General features: G+C 51.9%; 17 protein-coding genes. 8 read left to right on the top strand and 9 right to left on the bottom strand.

The genetic code is table 11. The features are described from left to right. Positions 1–397 precede the first annotated feature (397 nt). From BLT38_RS05635 to BLT38_RS05625, 3 genes are all read left to right on the top strand, one after another. Entirely contained in the window at positions 398–721 is a 324-nt protein-coding gene (locus tag BLT38_RS05635) for a helix-turn-helix domain-containing protein (RefSeq protein WP_083344306.1), read from the top strand. Beyond that, positions 718–948, top strand: a complete 231-nt coding sequence (locus BLT38_RS21135; protein WP_197674941.1) for a HipA N-terminal domain-containing protein — start codon at positions 718–720, stop codon at positions 946–948. Before BLT38_RS05635 ends, BLT38_RS21135 begins: the two co-directional genes overlap by 4 nt. A gap of 580 nt (positions 949–1,528) precedes the next feature. After that, a complete protein-coding gene (locus tag BLT38_RS05625; protein WP_083344305.1) occupies positions 1,529–1,924 on the top strand; it encodes a response regulator in 396 nt (131 codons plus the stop codon). 44 nt (positions 1,925–1,968) lie between these two features. Here BLT38_RS05625 and BLT38_RS05620 read toward each other — a convergent pair whose 3' ends face one another. Further along, positions 1,969–3,747, bottom strand: coding sequence for an ATP-binding protein (locus BLT38_RS05620; RefSeq protein WP_172838161.1), 1,779 nt, complete (start codon positions 3,745–3,747; stop codon positions 1,969–1,971). A 436-nt stretch (positions 3,748–4,183) separates the two neighbouring features. Between BLT38_RS05620 and BLT38_RS05615 the strand changes: the two genes are divergently transcribed. The 5 genes from BLT38_RS05615 (at position 4,184) to BLT38_RS05595 (ending at position 10,126) form a co-directional block, all read left to right on the top strand. Beyond that, complete coding sequence (locus BLT38_RS05615; protein WP_231966772.1) at positions 4,184–4,594, top strand: sulfatase-like hydrolase/transferase; 411 nt, start codon at positions 4,184–4,186, stop codon at positions 4,592–4,594. A 32-nt stretch (positions 4,595–4,626) separates the two neighbouring features. Beyond that, entirely contained in the window at positions 4,627–5,133 is a 507-nt protein-coding gene (locus BLT38_RS05610; protein ID WP_083344302.1) for a hypothetical protein, read from the top strand. A 210-nt stretch (positions 5,134–5,343) separates the two neighbouring features. After that, entirely contained in the window at positions 5,344–5,832 is a 489-nt protein-coding gene (locus BLT38_RS05605) for a DUF1254 domain-containing protein (protein WP_231966771.1), read from the top strand. Beyond that, a complete protein-coding gene (locus BLT38_RS05600) occupies positions 5,820–6,512 on the top strand; it encodes a hypothetical protein (protein ID WP_083344301.1) in 693 nt (230 codons plus the stop codon). Before BLT38_RS05605 ends, BLT38_RS05600 begins: the two co-directional genes overlap by 13 nt. A gap of 551 nt (positions 6,513–7,063) precedes the next feature. Continuing rightward, a complete protein-coding gene (locus BLT38_RS05595; RefSeq protein ID WP_083344300.1) occupies positions 7,064–10,126 on the top strand; it encodes a DEAD/DEAH box helicase in 3,063 nt (1,020 codons plus the stop codon). Between the two features lie 254 nt (positions 10,127–10,380). Here the strand turns inward: BLT38_RS05595 and BLT38_RS05590 are convergent, their stop codons facing one another. The 8 genes from BLT38_RS05590 to BLT38_RS05550 all read right to left on the bottom strand — a co-directional run bounded on the left by BLT38_RS05590 (position 10,381) and on the right by BLT38_RS05550 (position 20,243). After that, positions 10,381–11,313, bottom strand: a complete 933-nt coding sequence (locus BLT38_RS05590) for an HNH endonuclease (protein WP_156785031.1) — start codon at positions 11,311–11,313, stop codon at positions 10,381–10,383. Positions 11,314–11,701: 388 nt separating this feature from the next. Next, on the bottom strand, positions 11,702–13,276 hold the full coding sequence (locus tag BLT38_RS05585) for a hypothetical protein (protein ID WP_083344298.1): 1,575 nt from the start codon (positions 13,274–13,276) through the stop codon (positions 11,702–11,704). A gap of 428 nt (positions 13,277–13,704) precedes the next feature. Then, positions 13,705–14,004 (bottom strand): SDR family NAD(P)-dependent oxidoreductase, encoded by a 300-nt coding sequence (locus BLT38_RS05580; RefSeq protein WP_172838160.1) that lies wholly within the window; start codon positions 14,002–14,004, stop codon positions 13,705–13,707. A gap of 575 nt (positions 14,005–14,579) precedes the next feature. Beyond that, a complete protein-coding gene (locus BLT38_RS05570; RefSeq protein WP_156785030.1) occupies positions 14,580–15,503 on the bottom strand; it encodes a hypothetical protein in 924 nt (307 codons plus the stop codon). Positions 15,504–15,551: 48 nt separating this feature from the next. Beyond that, positions 15,552–17,258 (bottom strand): aspartyl/asparaginyl beta-hydroxylase domain-containing protein, encoded by a 1,707-nt coding sequence (locus tag BLT38_RS05565; RefSeq protein WP_083344294.1) that lies wholly within the window; start codon positions 17,256–17,258, stop codon positions 15,552–15,554. A 23-nt stretch (positions 17,259–17,281) separates the two neighbouring features. Further along, positions 17,282–18,307, bottom strand: a complete 1,026-nt coding sequence (locus BLT38_RS05560; RefSeq protein WP_269456835.1) for a PapG chaperone-binding domain-containing protein — start codon at positions 18,305–18,307, stop codon at positions 17,282–17,284. 168 nt (positions 18,308–18,475) lie between these two features. Beyond that, the gene (locus tag BLT38_RS05555; RefSeq protein ID WP_083344292.1) at positions 18,476–19,393 is read right to left on the bottom strand and encodes a thioredoxin domain-containing protein; all 918 of its coding nucleotides are present in this window, start codon (positions 19,391–19,393) and stop codon (positions 18,476–18,478) included. A gap of 610 nt (positions 19,394–20,003) precedes the next feature. Further along, positions 20,004–20,243 carry a hypothetical protein gene (locus BLT38_RS05550; protein ID WP_083344291.1) on the bottom strand — a complete coding sequence of 80 codons (240 nt, stop codon included), beginning with the start codon at positions 20,241–20,243 and terminating at the stop codon, positions 20,004–20,006. Between the last annotated feature and the right edge of the window lie 276 nt (positions 20,244–20,519).

The raw sequence follows: 20,519 nt of genomic DNA, 5'->3' as shown, positions 1-20,519 counted from the left end.
GAGATGCCGTTATAACGCTGACATTGTCTGATCAGGTATGGCTTCGTATTTCGAAATGTTCTTGACGACCAGATTTCAGGGTTTGTAATTCAGCGCCGAGGAAATGCTTATTGACACGCATAGGGCTGCATCGCAGGCTTAAAGGAACTACCGAAGTTTGTCCGAATGTGGAAAGCTCTGTGTAAAGAGGCACATCTTTCGAACGCTCCGCATCAATCGCTTGATTCTGAAGCAAACCCTCTATGGCGCGGAACTTGCTTGTTCAAACACCAGTAGGAAACATGCCTCACGTTGAACGTGTCAAGCATCCAAGCGCTTTCCCACACATTGATACATAAGCGGCAGATAACTACCACTTATTTGACTTTCTCGAGATAATCGGCACTAGTATGCCGTTATGGCAGATTCGTCCTTCAAGTCGATCCAAGAGCTTCAGACACAACTAGGAAACAGCATCCAAATGCTGCGGCTTTCCAGGAACCTGGATCAAGTTTCAACGGCTGAAAGGGCAGGCATCTCTGAAAAGGCGTTGAGGAATCTCGAATCCGGGAGGGGTTCCACGATCGAGACGTTCTTGCGAGTCCTGAAGGCACTCGATTCCCTTGATGGATTGGACCTGCTCGTTCCGACTCCCACGGTGAGTCCATTAGCCTTACTCCGTAGCTCGAAACCACGACAGCGAGTGCGGCGCGCTTCGGGCACAAGAACGAGGGTTTCGTGAAACCGGTCGATGTCATCGAAGTCCTTCTTTGGGGCAAGCGTGTAGGCGCGACCACGGCAGATCCGACGTTGGGGTGCTATGTCTTTGAACATGAACCGACATGGAAACGCCGCGAGATCGAATTAGCGCCCTTGACCATGCCTGTCGGGGACCGGCGCAAACGTTCGCGTTCCCTGCCCTTCCCAGGCCGACCTATTTCGGTCTTCCCTCTAGCCCGGCAAGTGTAGGTTGTTGTCCCACTTCTCTGCAAAGTTTTGTGCTGTTTCTGTGATTCGAGAAGGCGACATAGTGGTCGCAGATGATGGCGGGTGAGATCGATCCTCTCAACCACCACACAGTCGTTGCGCCAAGAGTATGGAAAGAGGGGATCGCTCCTGCGAGTCCAAGCTCGAAACACCTTCGGGTGCGCGGCATCCCCGAAGGTGTTCACGATAGTGTGGGACTGACGCCACAGCCAGACTCCGCGGGTCTGGCTCAGGCATTCCCTCGCACAAAATACAACCTCGCTGTGCGACACCGGTTCGGCCCGCAAAATCCTAGTCAACTCTGAGTCCATTCGCGATGTAGGTGCTCGGACTAAAGGAAGCCTCTATCCAAAGTCTAATGTGCCCGTTAGAAGAAGTCGCAAAATGTACGCTCCGAATACACCAATAACGATTTCCAATTGAAATTGCTGTCCACAGTGACAGTACCGGATCGTTCGGTAGTCCGTTTATTGTCGCTTTGGCTAGAATTGTTAAGGATGTCGCCGCTCATCGTCCAAAGACTTTGGTCGATGAGCGGACTGCTTTTGTAAGAAGGGTTGCAATGACTCGACAGCGGATTCTTATTGCAGAAGACTATGTCCGACTTGCGGAGGCTTTTCGGAAGCTGCTTGAACCGGAGTTCGAGGTGCTTGGTATCGTGTCTGACGGTCGCACTCTTTTGCGCGAGGCTATGCTGTTGCGGCCTGACCTCATCACGCTTGATCTTTCGATGCCGTCGTTCGAAGTAAACGAAGCCAGGCGACAATTGGCTGAGTTCGCACCGCATACGAAACTGCTTATCGTTACGATGAACGAGGATCCAGAGATCGCAGCGAGTGCCTTGAGCGGTTGGGCGCATGGTTATGTGCTCAAGAAGTCGGCAAGTTCTGAGCTGGTACATGCTGTTCGGGAAGTGCTAGCGGGGAGGCAGTATATGACTCCCAGACTTGTCCGCTGAGTTGAAAAACAGCTGAGGAACGAATCCTAAGGTGAGAAGCATGATCAAGCAGCAGAGCCGCGTTGCGTCTCTTCTGTCTTGTGCCCCGCAACTGCTTCGCGCAAGGGTAGCGAAGCACTGATCGTGGTGCCGACCCCCAATTTAGAAGACACTGAAAAAGTGCCGGAGATCGCCTTCAGGCGCTCCTCCATCGTTACAAGGCCAAGACCAGCAGGAGATTTGGCTGCTTCGAACCCATGGCCAAAGTCCTTCACGATCATCGTGACTCGGCCTCCTGCTCCGCTAACGCTTATCTCGACCCGGTCACTACCACTGTGGCGCACGATGTTGTTTAAAGCTTCCTGCGCTATGCGGTAGAGGCAGACCGAGACGTCCGGTCGTAATTCCGGGAGGAGATCGGCACACTCCGCCACGATGTTCAGATTGTTTCGCTGAGCGATGCTTCTGCATAGATTCCGCAGAGCAACATCTAAGCCAAGATGCTGCACCTGCGAGGAATGCAGCTGGTGCGAGAGGTCGTGCACGTCCGTAACAAGAGCATCTACCTCGTGAAGGCATTCCTTCAGTTCTTGCGATTCGATTTCATTTCCAGATCGGATGACCATGGAATCAAGCTGAGCTGACAATAGCGAAAGCCGCTGGCCAATGTCGTCATGCAGTTCGCTGGCGACGCGCTTACGCTCATCCTCGGTTGCATGAACCAACCGCATCGTCAGACCACGAATCGCCACATTGGAACGTTGTCGAGCTCGCACTTGGAGGAACAACACCATCAACAAAAGCGTCTGACCAATCAGCACCCCGGCAGCGATCCAGACGTAGTCTCGGTAGCGCTCCCATAGGGTGAGCTCGCGAAACATGATCGTGGCGTTCGGTGGTACGTTGCTCTCTGGAATCGACCATCGCTTGAGCTGCCGCCAGTCAACCACGACCTTGTTGGGAGGGCCCTCCTCAACGGCCAAAGAAGTGGCAGGGGTACCGCGAAGGATCTTCAGCCCGAGCTCAGCCGCTGCATGAGTCTGCGGCCCAAAATCGAATAGGCTGCCCCCTACAATTCCGCTCCCCAGAACGCCCTGCAGGGTTCCATACACTGGGGCATTCGAAGCAGCGACAATCACGGGCGCAAGGTTGGCAGTGACGAATGTATTCCCCTCGTTGTCTTTGAAGAATGTCGTGTAGATTACAACGCTGTGTGGAGGCAGACCGGAGAGTTGATTCAAAAGTTGCGGCAGGGGAAGACCGTTTATGTAGGTGAAGTCCAGTCGCCCCATGTAGGGGCGGAACTCGTTCTGTGCAATGATCCGGCGCGCAATCTCTCCTGAGGCGCCGCCCCCTATATAGAAGACGTGTTGCACGTCGGGCCGCAATCGAAGTGCCAAGTCGAGGGTGGGCGCGAAGCGAAAGAAACCGTACACGCCGGTAGTGTTCGGCGGAAGCTGCGCCGGCCTGCCATCGACGTCAGCAAACACTCTCGGAACGGATGGCCAGAGCTGTTCTCCGTATTGTGCGAGGAACCGGAGTGCCGGCGGCCCAACCGTCATGATGAGAGCGAAGCGTTGTCCGGTATATTTGCGGGCAAAGACATCGGCCATCGCCGCACCCTCCACGCCCAGGCGATCTTCATCAAGATACTCTTCAAATATTTGAACGGTAGGGTCGCGTCCGAAGACCTCTTGGATAGCGCGAGATGCCGCGGCGTTCGCAGGCGTATGTGAGTTTTCCATGTGCAGGACAAGGACATTCTTCAAATGCTCACCGTGAGCCGCGGTGGCAACGAAGAGAAAACAGGCCAACAGTAGGACGAAGTATCGACTAGCTGTCATGGATGGCAAAACTATACCTTGCGTCGAAGGATAGAGGCCGTCCGGAAGTCTCAAGACCCGCCGCCATTGAGTATCGGACTGGAAATGCGGGCAGTAGTTTTGCATAACCATTCAGAAGGACACATCGGCTTTAGGAATTCAGCAGGTCAAAGGCCGGCAACTCCGAAATCATCCCACCCTGATGCCACGCCACACTGTACTTTGTTACAGTTCTCAGCCCCGTGGTTGGTCATGTATCTCAAGATAAGTTCGGGACCGCGAGCTCTGCACCATTGTCTTTAGCGGTTCCCGGATCAGTAGCAATCGAGAAACCTAAAGGTGGAAATCTCATGAGCATCGCGATCAAGTGGATTACACGTTTGGCAAACAGCGTTTGTGCCGTCGCTTTATTGACGGGAACTTGCTCTCAGACGGCGCAGGTAAGAAGCCAAACCTTATGGTGATCACGACTGACGATGTTGGCCGGGGTGACCTTGGGAGCTATGGCGGAGGCGCGATGCGAGGTGCACCGACCCCAACCCTCGACCGCATGGCCGCTGAAGGTATGCGGCTCGTGAATTACTACGGTCAAGCCAGCTGTACAGCGGGTCGCGTCTCGTTCATCACGGGGCGAGTTCCCATTCGCAGCTCGCTTTCTTCCGTGCTTGTGCCGGGTGATCCGAATGGCCTAACCGCGCTGACGCCAATCGTGGCGGAAGCAATGAAGAAGTCCGATTATTCGACAGTCATGCTGGGCAAGTGGCATCTCGGGGACAAGCCCGAGATCTTCCCACCGCACATGGCTTTGATGAGATGTAGAACTACTGGCCCAAGGAAGAGATCACATGCGGCCACTGGACTGCTGTAAAGCACGCTCGTTAAACGAAAGGGACAGCCCTCATGACGACGATGGAACTGGGCTCTAAATTTGTGCGGCGTGGTCTTTGGCTGTTTGTCTTTGGCTTGTTCATCGGCTTTGGACCGTGGGCGCATTACATGCATGGTGCAATGGAGGAAGTGCATGAAGCATTTCTGAAGAACGTGACGCTGTGGTGGGGCTGCCCGTGGACCCTGGCGGTCTATGACACGCAGCTGGGCAGCCTTGCGATGGTGGCCTTTGGGCTTTGTTTCCGGATGTGTGCGCGTGATTCCGCGGTGCCGGTGACGGCAACAGTGAAGATGGCTCTGCCACTTTGCTTCTACGGCATCCTTGGGGAGTTTGTTGCGGGGTATCTGTTTTACTTCGTGGTCAATCATATGTGGCCGGACTTCTACTTCACGCCAATTCATGAAGGCAAAGACCTATGGCTGGGTGTGCAGGGAGTTTGCCTTGCAGTCTGCTTTGTGGGTGCGGTGATGGCCGTGCGAGGGATTGACAGCACCCTCGATGGAGCTATTGCACAGTAGTTATGTTTCCTAACGTTTGAGGAGAAGCCAATGGAGAAAATAGTTTCCAAAATCGCGCTATCGATAGCAGCGGCGTTCTTCATGCTTTCGGTCTCCGAATGCGAAGGACAAAACAAACAGGCAACCCCGGTAATGTCTGCTCAGGACACTCACGGGGATGTAAAAGAATCTGTTCTCCGAGCCCGCGCCGTACAGGCAGTTGTCTGGGGCATGCCCGCCGTCAATTACGACCTCATGCTGCAGGAGATGCTCACCAAAACGGCCTCGAAACAAAACGAGATTGTTTACTGGTCAAGGCCAATGGACTGGAACAACCAGACACTTACGCCCAATCCAGATGCGCTTTACTTCATGATCTTCTTCAACACAAGGGATGCAGGGCCACTCGTGATCGACGTTCCTCCGGCGGATACTGGAGCTTTTGCAGCCAACATCGATACTGTGTGGCAGATGCCGTTGGAAGACGCAGGATTGATCGGTGCTGATCTGGGCAAGGGCGGACGATACCTCGTTTTGCCACCGGGGTGGAAAGGCACTCAACCCTCCGGATATATCACGGTCCAATCCGATACCTTCGGTGGATACGCCCTCTTCCGTTCGAACCTTTCCAGCCATGGCGATGCGGACATCGCGAAGGCGCTTGCTTATGGCAAACGGCTCAAGGTCTACCTTTTGCTGACAAAGGTATGGTCCAGCTGATTCTTAACGATTTCGATGTAATCACTGAGTCCAACTGGAGTACATCTTTGCTTTCCGATGTGACCAAGGCAGGCCAGAAGAAGGCCCGAGCCGTCGGTAGATGGCTGGAAGAACGCGGATTTCTAACTTCCTTGGAGGAACGCCCATTCGGAACGTGGATGAAGCTTGGACCAGAGGATCCGCGCGTCGCACTCTGTGGCGTCGACAACGCAATGGCTCGCGCTCAACTAGAGGCGGTTGGTTTCGGTCTTGTTGTTGAGTTTGGGTTAGGAGGAGGGCCAGAAGCTTTCCGAAGCATGTCGATACACACCTTTCCCGCCTCCCGAAAAGCCTCCGATTTGTGGTCCGCCCAAGTGGGTACTGCAGGTACTCAGGTCTCCCACTTGCCTGCCTACCAAGCACTACTAGAGAAGGGACTCGATGCCTGCGGGGTGGCTCAGCTCGCCTCCCGAACGGTTGCTGTCCCCTTCGTTGGGCAGATCGCAGCATGTCAAGCACTGGCTGAACTGATGCGTCGACTCAATGGTGGACAAGCTTATGAAGTTATCGCGTGTTCCGCATTGGCCTTAGTCGATATTGAGACAGTCTCTGCGACTGCACCACCATATGCCTTCGGACATTTGGTAGCATCTCGAACGATGCTTGATAATAATGAAAATGCGGTAGCGAATGCTGCCTGATTTGGCCTCAAGAAGTACCCATGAACGTGTTGGTCTGCGAAGCCTCGCATCTCTATTTCGTTTTGTGGTGCGAAATAGAACACGCATTGATACTCAACGTTCTATCTGCATAGAACGTTGAGTATCAATGGTCATAAGTGCAACGCTTGTTAAGGCTGTTTGGCTGGATCGCTTTTCCGGACGCGGCTATGTCAGCAGATCGTTCCCCCCCCAAACGAAGAAAGTGCGCAAGTGTAAAGTCTATGTGCCCAGGGATAGATCGACCTGCTGGACTACTACGGTAACAACGAGTGCGTTGGCGGCGAAAACGACGACCATTTCTGGCGACAAGCCCGTATACTCAATTCCTCTTCTCAGCCCTCGCGGACAGTACAATTTCAGAGGCCGCAGGGCTCCATCCCTGATGCCATTCGCCTGATATCGTGACTCTTCTCTTGAAAGCACCCTAAAGTGATGGATCGGCGTGTGCCTCGATCATTCGAACAGGTATATGTCGGCAACCTTGAAGTCAACTTGATGGCCGACATATCAGTGTCGTGTCAGGTACAAACATGAATACTCTGCCAAAACCACTTGAAGCGAAGCTTTGGGATCACCAGAAGAAGGCAATCGCATTTTCCATTCGTCTGCTTCGCCACGAGCAGCCTTCAACTGCTTCCTTAATTCGGATGCCTACCGGAACCGGAAAGACCGGTGTGATTGCGGTGCTTTCCGTTGCACTTCCGCCTCCGAAATGGACCCTTGTCTTGACCCCATGGGCAAATCTTTGCGCTCAGTTGATTGGAGACCTAAGAGAGAGGTTTTGGAACATTTCCGAGTGGCGGCCTAGCCCGGCGCCAAGGGTTTTGCGTTTGTTACCGAGCAATGTTGATGAGGTCTTGGGCAAGGAGGATGCGCATGTCGTCCTGGTCGCAACATTCACGACCCTCATTTCTCTTTTCAAGCGCTACAGGTCATCCTATGACGCATTGGCGGCGAGGCTTTCGCAGGTGCTTGTCGATGAAGGCCACTATGAGCCGGCGGTCGAATGGGGCCAGGCAGTCAAGCAGCTTAACGTCCCAACTCTACTTCTCACTGCGACTCCATATCGGAATGACCTCAAACTCTTCAGAGTTCTCCCGGAGCATATCTTCCACTACACGCACGAAGATGCCGAACGCGATCAAATCATCCGATCATTGACCCTGCAAGAAATGAAAGCCCCTGAACCTCGGAGACCGAGCGACCTAACTCCGTGGTGCGCTGAATTCAATACTTTCTGGACTGTGTTACGGAAAACAAAACATTCTCGCGATGCGAGAGCGATTGTTTGCTGCGGGGACATGGCGACGGTGAAGTCGGTGACAAAGCGGCTTCGAGTGCTCGGAATCAACGCAGTTGGTATCCACGACCGATTCGGAAAAGAGAAAGAGACGTGGCTCAAACAAGACACTCCAGATCCTCGCTCAGTGGATTTCGATGTTTGGGTGCACCAGAATAAGCTTACGGAGGGCTTGGACGATAAGCGGTTTCGCGTTCTAGCCATCCTAAATCGCATTCGGAACGATCGAAAACTTATTCAGCAGATCGGACGTATCCTTCGTCGCCAAACACGAGATAGCAACCCCGCGATCGTTTTGTATTCGTCCACTCTTCCAATTAAACGTTCGTGGAACAACTATCGAGCTTTCGAAACACAACCTGGCCTTAACGATCCATTCCGTTACAGAAATCTCCTGCACGGATTGTTGTCGGCGCAACCAGACATGGAATATTTCGACGGTCAATTCCGGCGCAGATTCGAACCCGGAGAGCCAAGCCTCAAAAACGAGATCCGACTACTTCCAAGCGCGGTAGTGCGCACAGTTTTGAATTCATTTGATTGGGATCAGTGTTCGGCTTTCATTTCTGATTTTCTCCAACTAGATGACTGCATTCTTCTCGGCCCTGCCCTGGGATATGAAACGGGAGCAGACGACGCGCGTCTCTGGACCTATGCGATGTTTTCGAACTCTCCGGTTCTCATTAGCGGATCACAGTACGAAATCCGTTTAGGGGCGATGGCAGCGGTTTCACACAACAAACTATTATTTCTCACGGACACGGAAGGAAGATACCCAGACGTATATGTGAATGAGCACACAAGAAAATTGAACCAAAGTGACCTTGGAAAGGTCCTCACAGAGAAGTCGGTACCCCACGGAGTATCGTTACAGAATCCGTGGCCAGCCGGACCAAGCATAAAACGATCAACGATATCCTCCAGTGATCTCGCGGCAACTTCTCCTCAACTCACAGATTCAATCTTTATGTGCATGAACGTCCGTGCAACCGTTCCACCCGAGAGGGTGACCGATTCCCCGCGACGGCATTATCTTGGATTTTCTCGAGGGAGAATTTCTGAACAGCTATATGCCGTCGATCGAAACGAGTTCAGTCTCGATCAGTTTGTTTCGTGGACCAAAGATTTCGCCGCTTTGATTCGGTCCCAGCGTAGACGACTTCCCGAATTCTTTCAGCGATACCTTGCGCCAGCGGAACCGCCGATGACGATCCAAGCCACATACCTTGTCCTTAACATTTTTGAGGGAGATGCGGAAATGATGGATGAGGCAGGAAATGCATTGTGGCCCAAAGAGACCATCATTAAGCTTTCCGTTGACAACGACGATTCAGGTAATCCTCGTTTTCGTGGCACCGTCATTTTCTGCAGACTGGTTGGCCCTCAACAAGAACAACACTACACGTTCGCCCTCGTTTATCACTCCAAGACAAATCGATTCATTGTTCAAGGAGAGCGTTGGAATGCAGGTGTCTTCGTAACCGAAGGAGAAGGAAAAGAATCGCATGGGGCAGTTAGTTTTTTGAACAATAACGACGAACAATTCACGGTTGCGATGAGGGAACCGGATATTTTCTATAACGCGCAATCCTTTTATAAGATCGATTACTCGTTTGCTGAGGATCGGCTGGGCGGCCTTCTCACGACAGAGAGCGTTCTGGAAACTGTAACAAGCGAGAAGGGGCAACAGCGGGCGAAACAGCGGAGCTGGGTCAAATCAAGTCTATTTGGCGTGATCGATTGGCGGAACGAAGATGGCCTCATTGCGACGCATTTCCCGGACGCTGATTTCGTTTTCTGCGACGACCTTGGCAAAGAGATCGCGGACTTCGTTTGTGTCAGCTTTCGACACCGGAGAATCAGCCTTATACATGCAAAGCATGGCGATGAGAATCAGGTATCCGCCTCTGCACTTCACGTCGTCGTGGCCCAAGCACTGAAGAATTTGGGCGTTTTAGCTAGGTCCGGTCCCAAACCTCCGGAGATCGCACGATGGAATCGCAAGGCCCTCTGGTCCACAACCAAAGTGCTCCGATGGAGAAGGGGAACTGCCACTCTTCCGGAGGGCGAAGTTCTTTGGGAGAAGATTCGTTCGGACGTGCTCGACCATCCGGACGGGAAAAAGGAGGTATGGCTTGTGTTGGGGGCCAGCCTCAGTAAAGACAGCTTATTGGAACAACTTCGGAACCAAAATCAGTGGACTCCAGTCTCCGGTCAGGTGGTTTATCTGCTTTCGAGCCTTAATGCGAACTGTTCTCAGCTACAAGTCGATTTGAGAGTCTTCTGCGATTGAGAGCCTGCTTCTATCTTGCCGATTAAGTCCACAATCGACCTTTATCGGTGGCCGTTGCGATTCCGCATCTGGACCTCGATTCGTCTGCATGCAATGAACCAAATTCCAACTGTCGAACCCAGTCTTCAAGCGTGCTTTGCGATCAAGCACCGGCGCACGCCTCTCAGTTATCTCGTTGTAGACCATTGAGATGGTCCGAACGGCGGCGTTTACCTGATGCAACGCTGGGAACAAGGTGAGTAGGGCGTCGATGGTCACGAGAGACTGGGTTGTGAAGTAGGTGAGGTGGAGTTCCTCTCGATCTCTCTTTTCAGCACCGAAATGTAAGCCTTCTGAACTCCAATGGCGCTGTTAGGAAAGAGCTTGTTGAGCATAAGGTTTCGACGCGCTGCAGGCTTATGTTTCATCATCTTGAAGCGCAGACTCTTGGTGTCATTGAGCCTCAGCGCAAAATCGAAGCAATCCAAACCCTGCCGCGTTGCTGCGTCATCCTTAAGATCACTTAGACGCCTGACCAGATGGGCAAGAATCCGTTTGTTCTGCGTAGGGCTAAGCATGCGGACGTAGGTCCGAAACGGCAGATTGCAGCGGCTCGAATTGCAGCTGCGGCAGGCCAGCACAATGTTCAGAGGCCAATCCCCTCCGCCGTGGGTTAATGCAAGAAGGTGATCTCTTGTCGGTGCTAGATAGGCGCCAAATAAACGATTGCAGTAGATGCAACGCCTTTTCTGCTTAACCAGTATCTCAGCGATGTCCTTTTCGTAATGTCGGCCTCCGGCTTCAGCCAGTAGGTGTTTGCGTCGATATCGTTTGGCACTGTCCTCCATGACATTCAGTGCCACCTCAAAGTGCCGATAGCACATCTGCCAAATCGGATGTCCGCACTCGCACGCGAAGTAGAGCCTTTGATCGCCAACTCGTTTGATGATGCGCGTCTGAAAGACGCCCATCATCGCACCGCATTGAACGCAACTGGCGAATGCAAAATACCGTCGCGAAATGGTAGATTTCACAAACGATGGGAACTCTGTATCCGATGAGGACCAGAACGTGAAGAGTACCGGCGTCTCTCTCGCTACAGGACTGACGGTATGGCGAACCGGCCCATACTCGCGTGACCATCCCTCGAATCGATCAAGGGGCCATTCATCCTTTAGCCACATTGCATAGTCGTCGACGTTTGGCACAGCCAGAGCCTATCCAGTTCAATCAAGTCGTACAACTTAACATCAACCGACGAGCCACGAGTGATCCGACAAAACGAAGGGGTTGCCGACTCGTTGTCCTCACTCAATAAAGGGGTCCACAGGCCGGCCGCTCTGACCAGGAGAGGAGGGTGTATTTCTTACCTAAATAAACAAAGCGGTTAATCCCGATTGAAGCAGGACACCTGCGTCCGCCGCTAATCACATGGCAACTATAACGGCTGTTCAGCCAGCCACCTGTAGTATCTCCTTTGATTGCTTTGGCGGATCGCTAAATGCACCACAACTAGCAAATCTTTTTGTAACGGATTGACGTTGTATCATCAGCTGGATAGCACAGATCAAAAGATCTGAGTAGAAAGCTCTGCAATCAAAGCAAAGGAATGTTATAAGTGAGAACAAAGCCAAATTTCCTCACCCACTTACTTTGAGTTGCAAGCGTACTTGGGGCCCCCGCTCCTATCTGCTCCCCGACTGTAACTCCATTGATAAGACGTTGCTCTCTACCAAAGTGAATTGCGGGCGTGAGAAGGAAGTCCGACAGGCGCAGTGAGATACCAGTATCAAAGTCTGCTGTCTTGGATGTAAGGTTCGCCCCCAACCCTCCACTCACAAGCAGCGAACATCCGAACGAGCAGAGGGTATAGGCCTTTCGGGGAAGCGGCAGGAGATAGCTACCGAGTACCTCTGGGGCAAGCACCGCAAGACGCGTATCTGTCTCGGTCACGATCGCAACCGTATTGCCCTTGTCGTCCAGAACCGGTTTCCCGTTATTCACTTGCGGAGTATTCGCATATGACCTGTTCACGAGGTTCGCGAACCCAAGCCCGGCAGAGAAGACAATATTGTAAGAATTGGCATTCGCTGTCCAAGTGGAGATCGTGTTCGATGCCTTGCTAATCACTTCGGTGGCAGTGATTGTCGCCGTAGCAGCTGTCAGAGCCGGCACATCATAGTAATAGAACCGACTTGGAACCGAATCTGGGATCTGCATCATGATGAAATCGTTCTGTTGTAGTGTTGCTTGAGCACTCTGAACTGCTAAAATCCCCGAATTGATCGGCGCGTCTCCCGCAATCTCGTCTGTGAAGCTGTCCGATTTTCCCTGTATGTAGTTGTCGAAGATTTTGAAGATCCCTGTTGGCGGTAGGAGCGAAATAGCTTTCTCCATCTCGGCTTTCACTAACGCCTTCTGATAAGCGAAGTTTGCTTGCTTAGTTGTGCCCTTCTCCTCCGGATCGATCTGAACGGTCGAATCGCATTTGTAGGCTGCTATCGACGGAGGCGTCACCAATACTTCGGGCGATGCTGCCGGTTGTGCAATCTGATAATTCTCGAAGCATGCCAATGCCGCATTTGCATGATTGACTGATACGAGAATCGAATTTACCGTGTTGATTAGATAGGCTTGACAAGCTTGGGCCGCGGTCTTACTCACTCCCACCCGCTTCGTATCACATAGGGTTGCACTCGGCAGATTAGACTTGTCAAACATTCTGGTTCCAACGGCAGGAGACGGTTGGATCGTTTGAAGAGGATTCACCGCATTCTTTAGCACATCATTTCCAGGGCTCGGAGGAGCAATCTTCGCGTACACAACGCTAGGGTTGATTGACTCGTCTGGACGCGGGTGTTTGATTCGCACAACGATACGGGTTCTTGCGTGAAGCGACAGTGGTGGGGGCGCGACCTCAGCGGTACGATCGATATCCCAGTAACAGACTCCCGATGGCTTCGGGCTGACCATAACCTCTCCAGGACCATCCGGGTAAGCTGCAGGAGCCACGGCTCTGCATTTAGAAATCTCGTGTCTCTTCACCCAGCTATCGAATTTCGCATCGTCAACATTGCTCACGGCCTTCATATATTGCTGCGAGTAGCATGCGGAAAGCGTCGAGAGCCAGATAGTTATCGACGTCAATGCAATACGGAGCAAGCCCGACATGAGGTCTCCTAAGAGTGCTGTAAAGTCGATCAGGCGGGAACGCCACTTTATATCACCTGCAGCGCCAATGTTTGCGACAAAACTTTATTAATCTATCAAGGCTAGGAAACGGCACCCAAGTAAACAAGCTGTCGATTGCGAGTTAATGGATTTCCAGACTAAGAAATTGTCTCTCCTATGACTTCCCACAGTTGGAACCGATTGGCACCTCTAAGGTAGTTATTCAACCGTCCGCTCGACCTAGTCCGATGCAGCATCTAACAAGCTTGGGAGAAGTAAGATCGAAAAAACTCCGCTTCGCCCCCTAAAACGTAGGTTAAGTTGCGAAGCAATCGATCGCTACGCAACATGGCTCCCCCTCGTCCGGATGCTCATTTGATTCGATATCCCGAAATCGTCCAATTTTCCCTACTTCCTCCAGTACTCCATCATCGCTCGCCATGGTTCTGGGATTTTGGAGTCAACTCACGGCTTGGAGGTAGCACGCGTCGAAAGGCAGGAGCTTCAATCGTCTCAGCGGGAGCGATGAAACCGATGCCCGCATCGTTGACAAGAACGTTGACTCGGCCCCAACGCTCCATGATGACCTTGACCGCCAAGGCAATGAAAGCTTCGTCAGCGATGTCGCCAGTGAATCCTTCAACGTCACAGCCCGCCGCACGCAGCGCGAGTACCGGTTCGCAGGGCTGCAGATCGAGCAGTAAAAGGGCATAACCAACCTGAGCCAAAAACTTCGGAAGTGCGATGTCCGATATCCTGCGCCGCTCCAGTTACGATGGCAACTCTTACTCTCCCACTTTGCCCGAGCGTAAATGGTTCGAGATATCTAAACTGTCGAAGAGGTTTGAATCAAGAGATCAAAAGGACAACGTCGCCTCATGAGAAATCGCGCTCCGATCGGGCCTGTAGGAATCAAATCAACATGATGACGTAATTTCAGCAACATGCAGGTCAGCGGATGACACTCTAGATCGTGCCAAACAGTCCAAACCGAACAACGGAGCGTAAGTTGCCTTTCTAAGAGGCTTCCAGCCTAAAGTAGCAGGTCTGGTTGGGACCGTCAGCACCACGTACCACAACCCGGGTCCCATCCGGGGACACAGCCATCTCCCCAATCTCCATCTCCGTAGTCGCCCCCGTCCCCTCCCCCATCGCCACCGCATTCAAAGAAAAAATTATCGTTCACTTCTGTTAAGTTCTCGGCGAACTTAATGGGTTCGCGGGTGGTCTCTGGAATAGCTACGGCATCCTTAGTAGTAACGGCGTTGTTCAGGCGGGGCTCTGACATATCTCTTCCTTTCGTTTAGATAACCACGGAAATTCCATCAGCGGAAAACAGCCCAGCAGAACTTTGCGGGTATAGTTTGGGGCGTGAGAGTAGATTGCTGAGCTTCAGTTGGAGTGCTTCACTTCCCAATTGCTCCAAGCCGACTTTGACCATTACGCTCATCTCACGCTTCGCTCTTTGGAAGGTTGCCGATGTTGACCTTGACGCATGTTGGAACGACTTAGAGGAGCCCCGTGATGCTGTAATTGCATGAAACGGGTCAGTTTCATTCTGAATGGCGAGAAGAGCTTCTTGTGCTGCCTCCCTTTCTCCATCAAAACGTGCGAGTAGATGTAGAAGGCCTCTTGAATTGGGAGGAGCAATCGCGATGTTATCGAAAACTGCCCCGTCTGTGCTCCAATTCACTTCGTCCTCGGCAGTTGCCGCCAAGAACGCTTGACCATCAGAGTGTCGATCTCCAATTTTCTCCAGAGCAAGCTTAAAGCCGTTGTCCATATATCGACCACTTGAACAGAAAACCAAGGGGGTCACGATTCCGCTTTCGCCAGGCTTCAAGAGCGGTCTACAGCCGCTGCCAAGGGCTTTGTCATTCAGTGCGGGGCGTGACATATAGGTTCGTCGGTAGATTTTTTTCTGTGCAAGATCGTGGTTTGTTGACCAGGTGACTGAGTGAGCATAAATATCGAAGCTCGTTCCATTCCGGACAAGAACAAGTTTGCGTCGATGAGTCTGCCACTCAGGCAGTTCTAGTATGCCTGGAAAGGACGCATTGACTAGCCGCTCGAAGCCCGGATCCGATGGTTTCACGAACGAGTAAACTTCCGGGCTCGAATCGTTAACTGGGGACATGCGGCTTCTTGAGGCCTGCGGCGAGTTCATCCCTGCAAGAAACGCAGTACTCAACGAACTCCATAAGAAATTTCTACGATTCATATTCATTGCCTCTCCGAAATTCTCGAGTTTCACATGAAGCTGGACGATTATCTTCTAGTCTTCCTCTAGAGGTGCTTTGCCATTAGTGCACGCGGCGCGGTTTCTCTCCCAATACTTTGCAATCGCGAAACCGCGCTTATTTCCAAATCGTTGGAGAATATCAATCGCCTCGCGCTCTGTATCTGTAAGCTCTGGATGCCAGAGATCCATTAAAAGTACGAGCCGTTCTTGATCTGTCCTATTCCATACCTCGTGTTCCACAAAGTCATCGAAAACGATGCATTCTCCTTCGCTCCACCTGAGTGTTTCGTTGCCAACTCTCATACCACAATCCCCTGCGGGCACCCTCAACGCCAGATGCAGCCGCAAACGAGAATTTAAGGGACCATTATGTGGAGCTACATTTGAATTTGCACCTAGTCGAGAGATATAGACCAGCCCCGATTCCCGCCGTACGGCGGGATGTTTGTCGATGATCTTCGCGATCGTGGGAACTTGAGAGCAATTCAGATCATTCCTGCGTCCCTGTTCGTACAGGAAAAATACATCCCAATCTCCCTTTCGAGGAATCGGCTCTGCTTCTCGGTGATAACTTAGACCCGATAGTTCTTCTACTTCGCTTTTGATTTTTGGGAAATTATCCTCAAGCAACCTTGAAATCGATAACGCTCGTGACTCGTAAATCGGTTTGCTCGGCAACGATGGATACCAACCGGACATTTGTTGGTCCCCATTGGAGGACATACTCTGCAGGTAGTCCATGAACCTGCCTGGCCATGGTCCTTCTCCGCAATTGTGCACCAACCGTTTACGCCCCACCATGTGTTGATCGATCAGCTTCGGTCTCATCGAAGCAAGACCATCTCGAGATGTAAGAGTTGCGCCAAATTCATCCCACAATCGATGGGAGATGTTCCGGTCCCATGCAGTGCCCCATCGATTCAGTAGATCGAATCCTTTTCGGCTGGACACGTGCCACTCCTCTCCGTTGCTGCCAGCTTGCGCTATGGCCAAAATCAGCCAGGGATCCGGTAGCCAGTCACAGATGACCAAAGCCTTCTCGATGTGATCGATTGCTTCATCTATTAGCCCGTCGGAGAGTGCGTCACAACCACGAAGGTACTGGTACCGAAACTCACAACATTCCGGTCGATCCAGTTCCCTAACAAATGGGAGAGGGTCTCGCCGATCACCGGCTCCAAACGAGCGGAGAGCGGCGGCCGCCTGACTGACATCTTGTAACCAATTTCCGAACCGGGGAGTCTCTGGATTCGGTTGCTCAACGATGTTGGCTAGATATAGCGTGACTAGATCGCGTACGTCGTCCACGCCAACTACTACATCACCGGCGAAATTTGTATCATGAAGGCGTACCTGCTTGGCTTCTCGCGGTCCAAAGCGCGCCAAGCTTAGATATTGGCTTCGTGGAACAACGCAGAATAGATAAGCTAATCGTTCGGCCTGCTCCCCGATCAACTCTCTTATTGTGTCTCGTTCGCTCAGCGGGATCAGGCTGTGATGATAGCTTTCAGTAGAATAGACGCTGTGAAACAAACCTGCATGCTGAAGATGCAAGTCTTGCTTCCAAACTTCTAGCAATCGGCGCGTTCCATCGAGATGATCTAACAGCGAACGACTACCGGCGTGTCGCAAGTGCGTTGCGCCACGACCTATCAGGAAATCGAAGGGCAATTTCCCCTCATTACACCGACCTGGGAGTAGATCTATCACATCTGTCCTTTGAAGCTCCGACTGAAACATCAATCGCTTAGGCACTTCATGTCCTACGGTTGGGTCGATTCAATTGATCCCCAAGCGGCCTGATGAGGAAACAACGCCGCATCAACATATACGAACTTTCCGTTATCGCTTCCGAGAACCCGAAAGTCCCCCGTTGTAGCCATCCCGCGTCCCTCGACTTTTACTGGACTCCAAGTGGCAAAGCTATTGCTCAGCACTTTAAGCGAAAACAAGCCCGCGTGCGCATCCCCTGCGCTAGCATTGGAATTCGCACTAACTCCAGTTCGACTCGCAAGAATTGTTCCATTTGAAAGCAGAGCCAACCCGTTCACGCTCATCCCGGAAAGTCTCTCGCTAATTTTCCAACTTGTGAGTTTCTTTAACTTCGATTGCCACAGATGTATCTTCGAGTTAACGCCGTCATAAATCACGACGTTGTCGCCGTTGTTCACCATGAACAAGCTCATTGGTCGAGCAAAGCCAGAAGTTGGACCGAAGAACGGTGGCCCGAATGTTTTGTCCGGCATCCCAGTCTTTGAGTGCGCAATCAATACCCTAGAACCATCTTCGCGGGTACTGCTCGTCACAATATCAATGTCGTCTCCCCACCGCGGCCACAGGTGTTCCAGGAGTTGTCCATTAGCAGCATAGTGTCGGAACGCATCGTAGTTTTTGTATTGTTTCGATGTGGATTCTTGAAGTGCATGGGCGATTCCCAGTGTCCATGTCGAACCATCGGCCATCCTCACGATCCTCGTAGCGAGGTAATCTTCAGTGGGCGTCGTCTGAATTGCTGTTCCATCCTGATCCACGGTGTATAGATATGACTGCGGTCCTGTTGGAGTCATGGTGTGCGCAGATACCGACAACTTTTGGTCTTCTCCATAGGAAACGGCAACGATCGTCATGTTTTGGACTTTGGCGGGCCAGAATCGAAGCGATGTTGTTTTTTGAGTGACTGCATCTGTAATCGAAATGTTATTTGCCCATCCATTGCTGGAAGAACGAACAAATCTCATAAGCTTCCCATGCTCGTAAGTCGGCCGTGTAGCATTTTCTGGACCCGACATAGGCAAGGACATCGTACTTGAGGGGGGGCCCGCATGAAGAGTCTGACAGTTCGCCAAAGACGACCAGAGAATTGCGATCGTCCCGAAACCGCAAATAACGCCGTTCGTTATTCCGTATGTCCGGTTGAATAGCATGGTTTCTATACTCCTGTATCGGCACTTCTAGACTCAATGAGGATTACTGCCCTGTGTAGCTGCATTAGAGGTCTGAGCGATCATCGCCTCGATTAGAGGGTTCAGTCTCTGAATTTCGCCCGTTCCCCGCATTAACACGCCATTAATGAATAGGGTGGGCGTACTGTATACGCCGTTTTGCGTGCCGAGTTCCATATCCCGATCCACCAACCTTTGCGTCTCTTGGCTACGGGAACACCTAACAAGGGCCTCAGGTTCTAGGTTAGGCCGTTGCTTGAGCAGAGGGGCAATCAGCGGCACAAGATTGCTTTCGGTAATGGATTCTTGATTCGAGAAAATGAATTCCTTAACCTGCCAGAACGTCGGAACGTCATCACGGGCAATGCAACTCGTCACAAGGGCCGCCTCGTGCGCCCAACTATGGGTTTGAAGGGGAAATTGCCGGAACACAATTCTGATTTTGTTCCCGTATCGCGGTAATATCTCTTCCTTCATTGTCTTCTCAAGCTGCCGACAGTATGGACACTCGAAGTCTGAAAACATGACGATCTCTACCGGCGCAGTTGCAGATCCTACCATCGGAGGATTTCCTGAACTAAGGAGATCCATCAGCCGGGCGTTCTTTTTCCACGTTTGCAACGTGGGCTTTGAAGACAAGTCGTACAGTGCGGGCAACAGATATCGATGATCTGGAGATAGAAACCACGTCGCCGATTGAGAAGATGAGCGCGAATAGAATCGTATCTTCCAGAAGCACTCGTCGTTCGGCTCGAGCGCTTCAGTTGCGATGGTCACAGTCACCGGAACTATCTGCCTGTTAATAAAGTAGGCCTGTGCAGCGTCAAGCTCGGCCTTAGTGGGCGCTACGCAATCACTGGCATAAACCGGCATTGCGGCACCCAAAAGTATCATCACCGCGCTCAGCAGTAATTGCACCATCTTCCAGGACATACTGCCTCTCTATACGGGCGAAGGTTCTTGAGTAGGTTGGCACCGACACGCTCCGATTGGCCAACCATCTGACATTTGTTTTCGCGAAACATAGTAGGGGCACAGAAAGAATTTTTACAAGCAAAAAGTGATTCGGAATCCTTCGTCGTGGTCTCACCTGTCTTTATTTCGCTCTGGAGGTATTAACCCAAAAAGCCCGGAATCGCTGATTATTCTTATCTCTTCTATCAAGAGGAAGCGAATTAATCAGTTCTCTTTTGGGAATGCGACATCGCTGGCGTCATTTGTCCGCAAATATTTTCTGGACATAGAAGAGGGGTATGTGTAGAACTCTGATGTTCTGTGATGCACATAGAAATTGGAGGCAGCGCATGCCACGGATACGACAAATCGGTGTGCTAGTCGTCTTGTTTTTGATATCACTGGCAACATCAGCGCAGATGGGCACTTATGCAGTAATCACAACCGTTACCGTGTCTTCTCCGACCATTCTTTACGGCACCGGTTCGATAGCCGCGAACATCATAACTTACCCTGCGCTTTGGTCGGGACCAGTTTCCGGAGCGACGATCACGTGCACTTTAGTTGGACTCACGACCGGCACGAGCTATCAGACGGTGATAACGGATGGATCGGGGCTGGCGACTTTGTATATCTCCTCTTCGATGTCTCCCGATTCATACACAATCACGTGCCATGCGGACACATATCCCTTTTCTCGGTATTCGGGAGGGCTAAGCGATAATCCAGCGTACTTCAGGATCACAAATGGCGATTCGTGCACGAGCGCGACAGACGTCTCATGGATTGATAGCGATAACACTCCCTTCTGGATCAACTGGGATCTCATGATCGACGCAACTCCATCGGTTCCTGGACAAGATGGACCTACCAAAGAGAGTGGCTACGGCTTTTCCACGGCGCACGGAAATGACTGTAGCAACAACCCAATCACCACCCCGATCACACCACCCACTGTGCACTACAACGGCTGGCATCCCCAAGCCGACAATACTATCGTCGGAACTTGGACAATCACTAGCCATTACTATTACTCGGGCACTGGGTGCACCACCGGCAATTGCCAGAATTCCAACCCTGGATCAGACTCCATGTCTCCGGATGG

This window comes from Terriglobus roseus, assembly GCF_900102185.1.
GTDB classification, from domain to species: domain Bacteria; phylum Acidobacteriota; class Terriglobia; order Terriglobales; family Acidobacteriaceae; genus Terriglobus; species Terriglobus roseus_A.
This window is presented reverse-complemented; position numbering and strand designations above follow the sequence as displayed.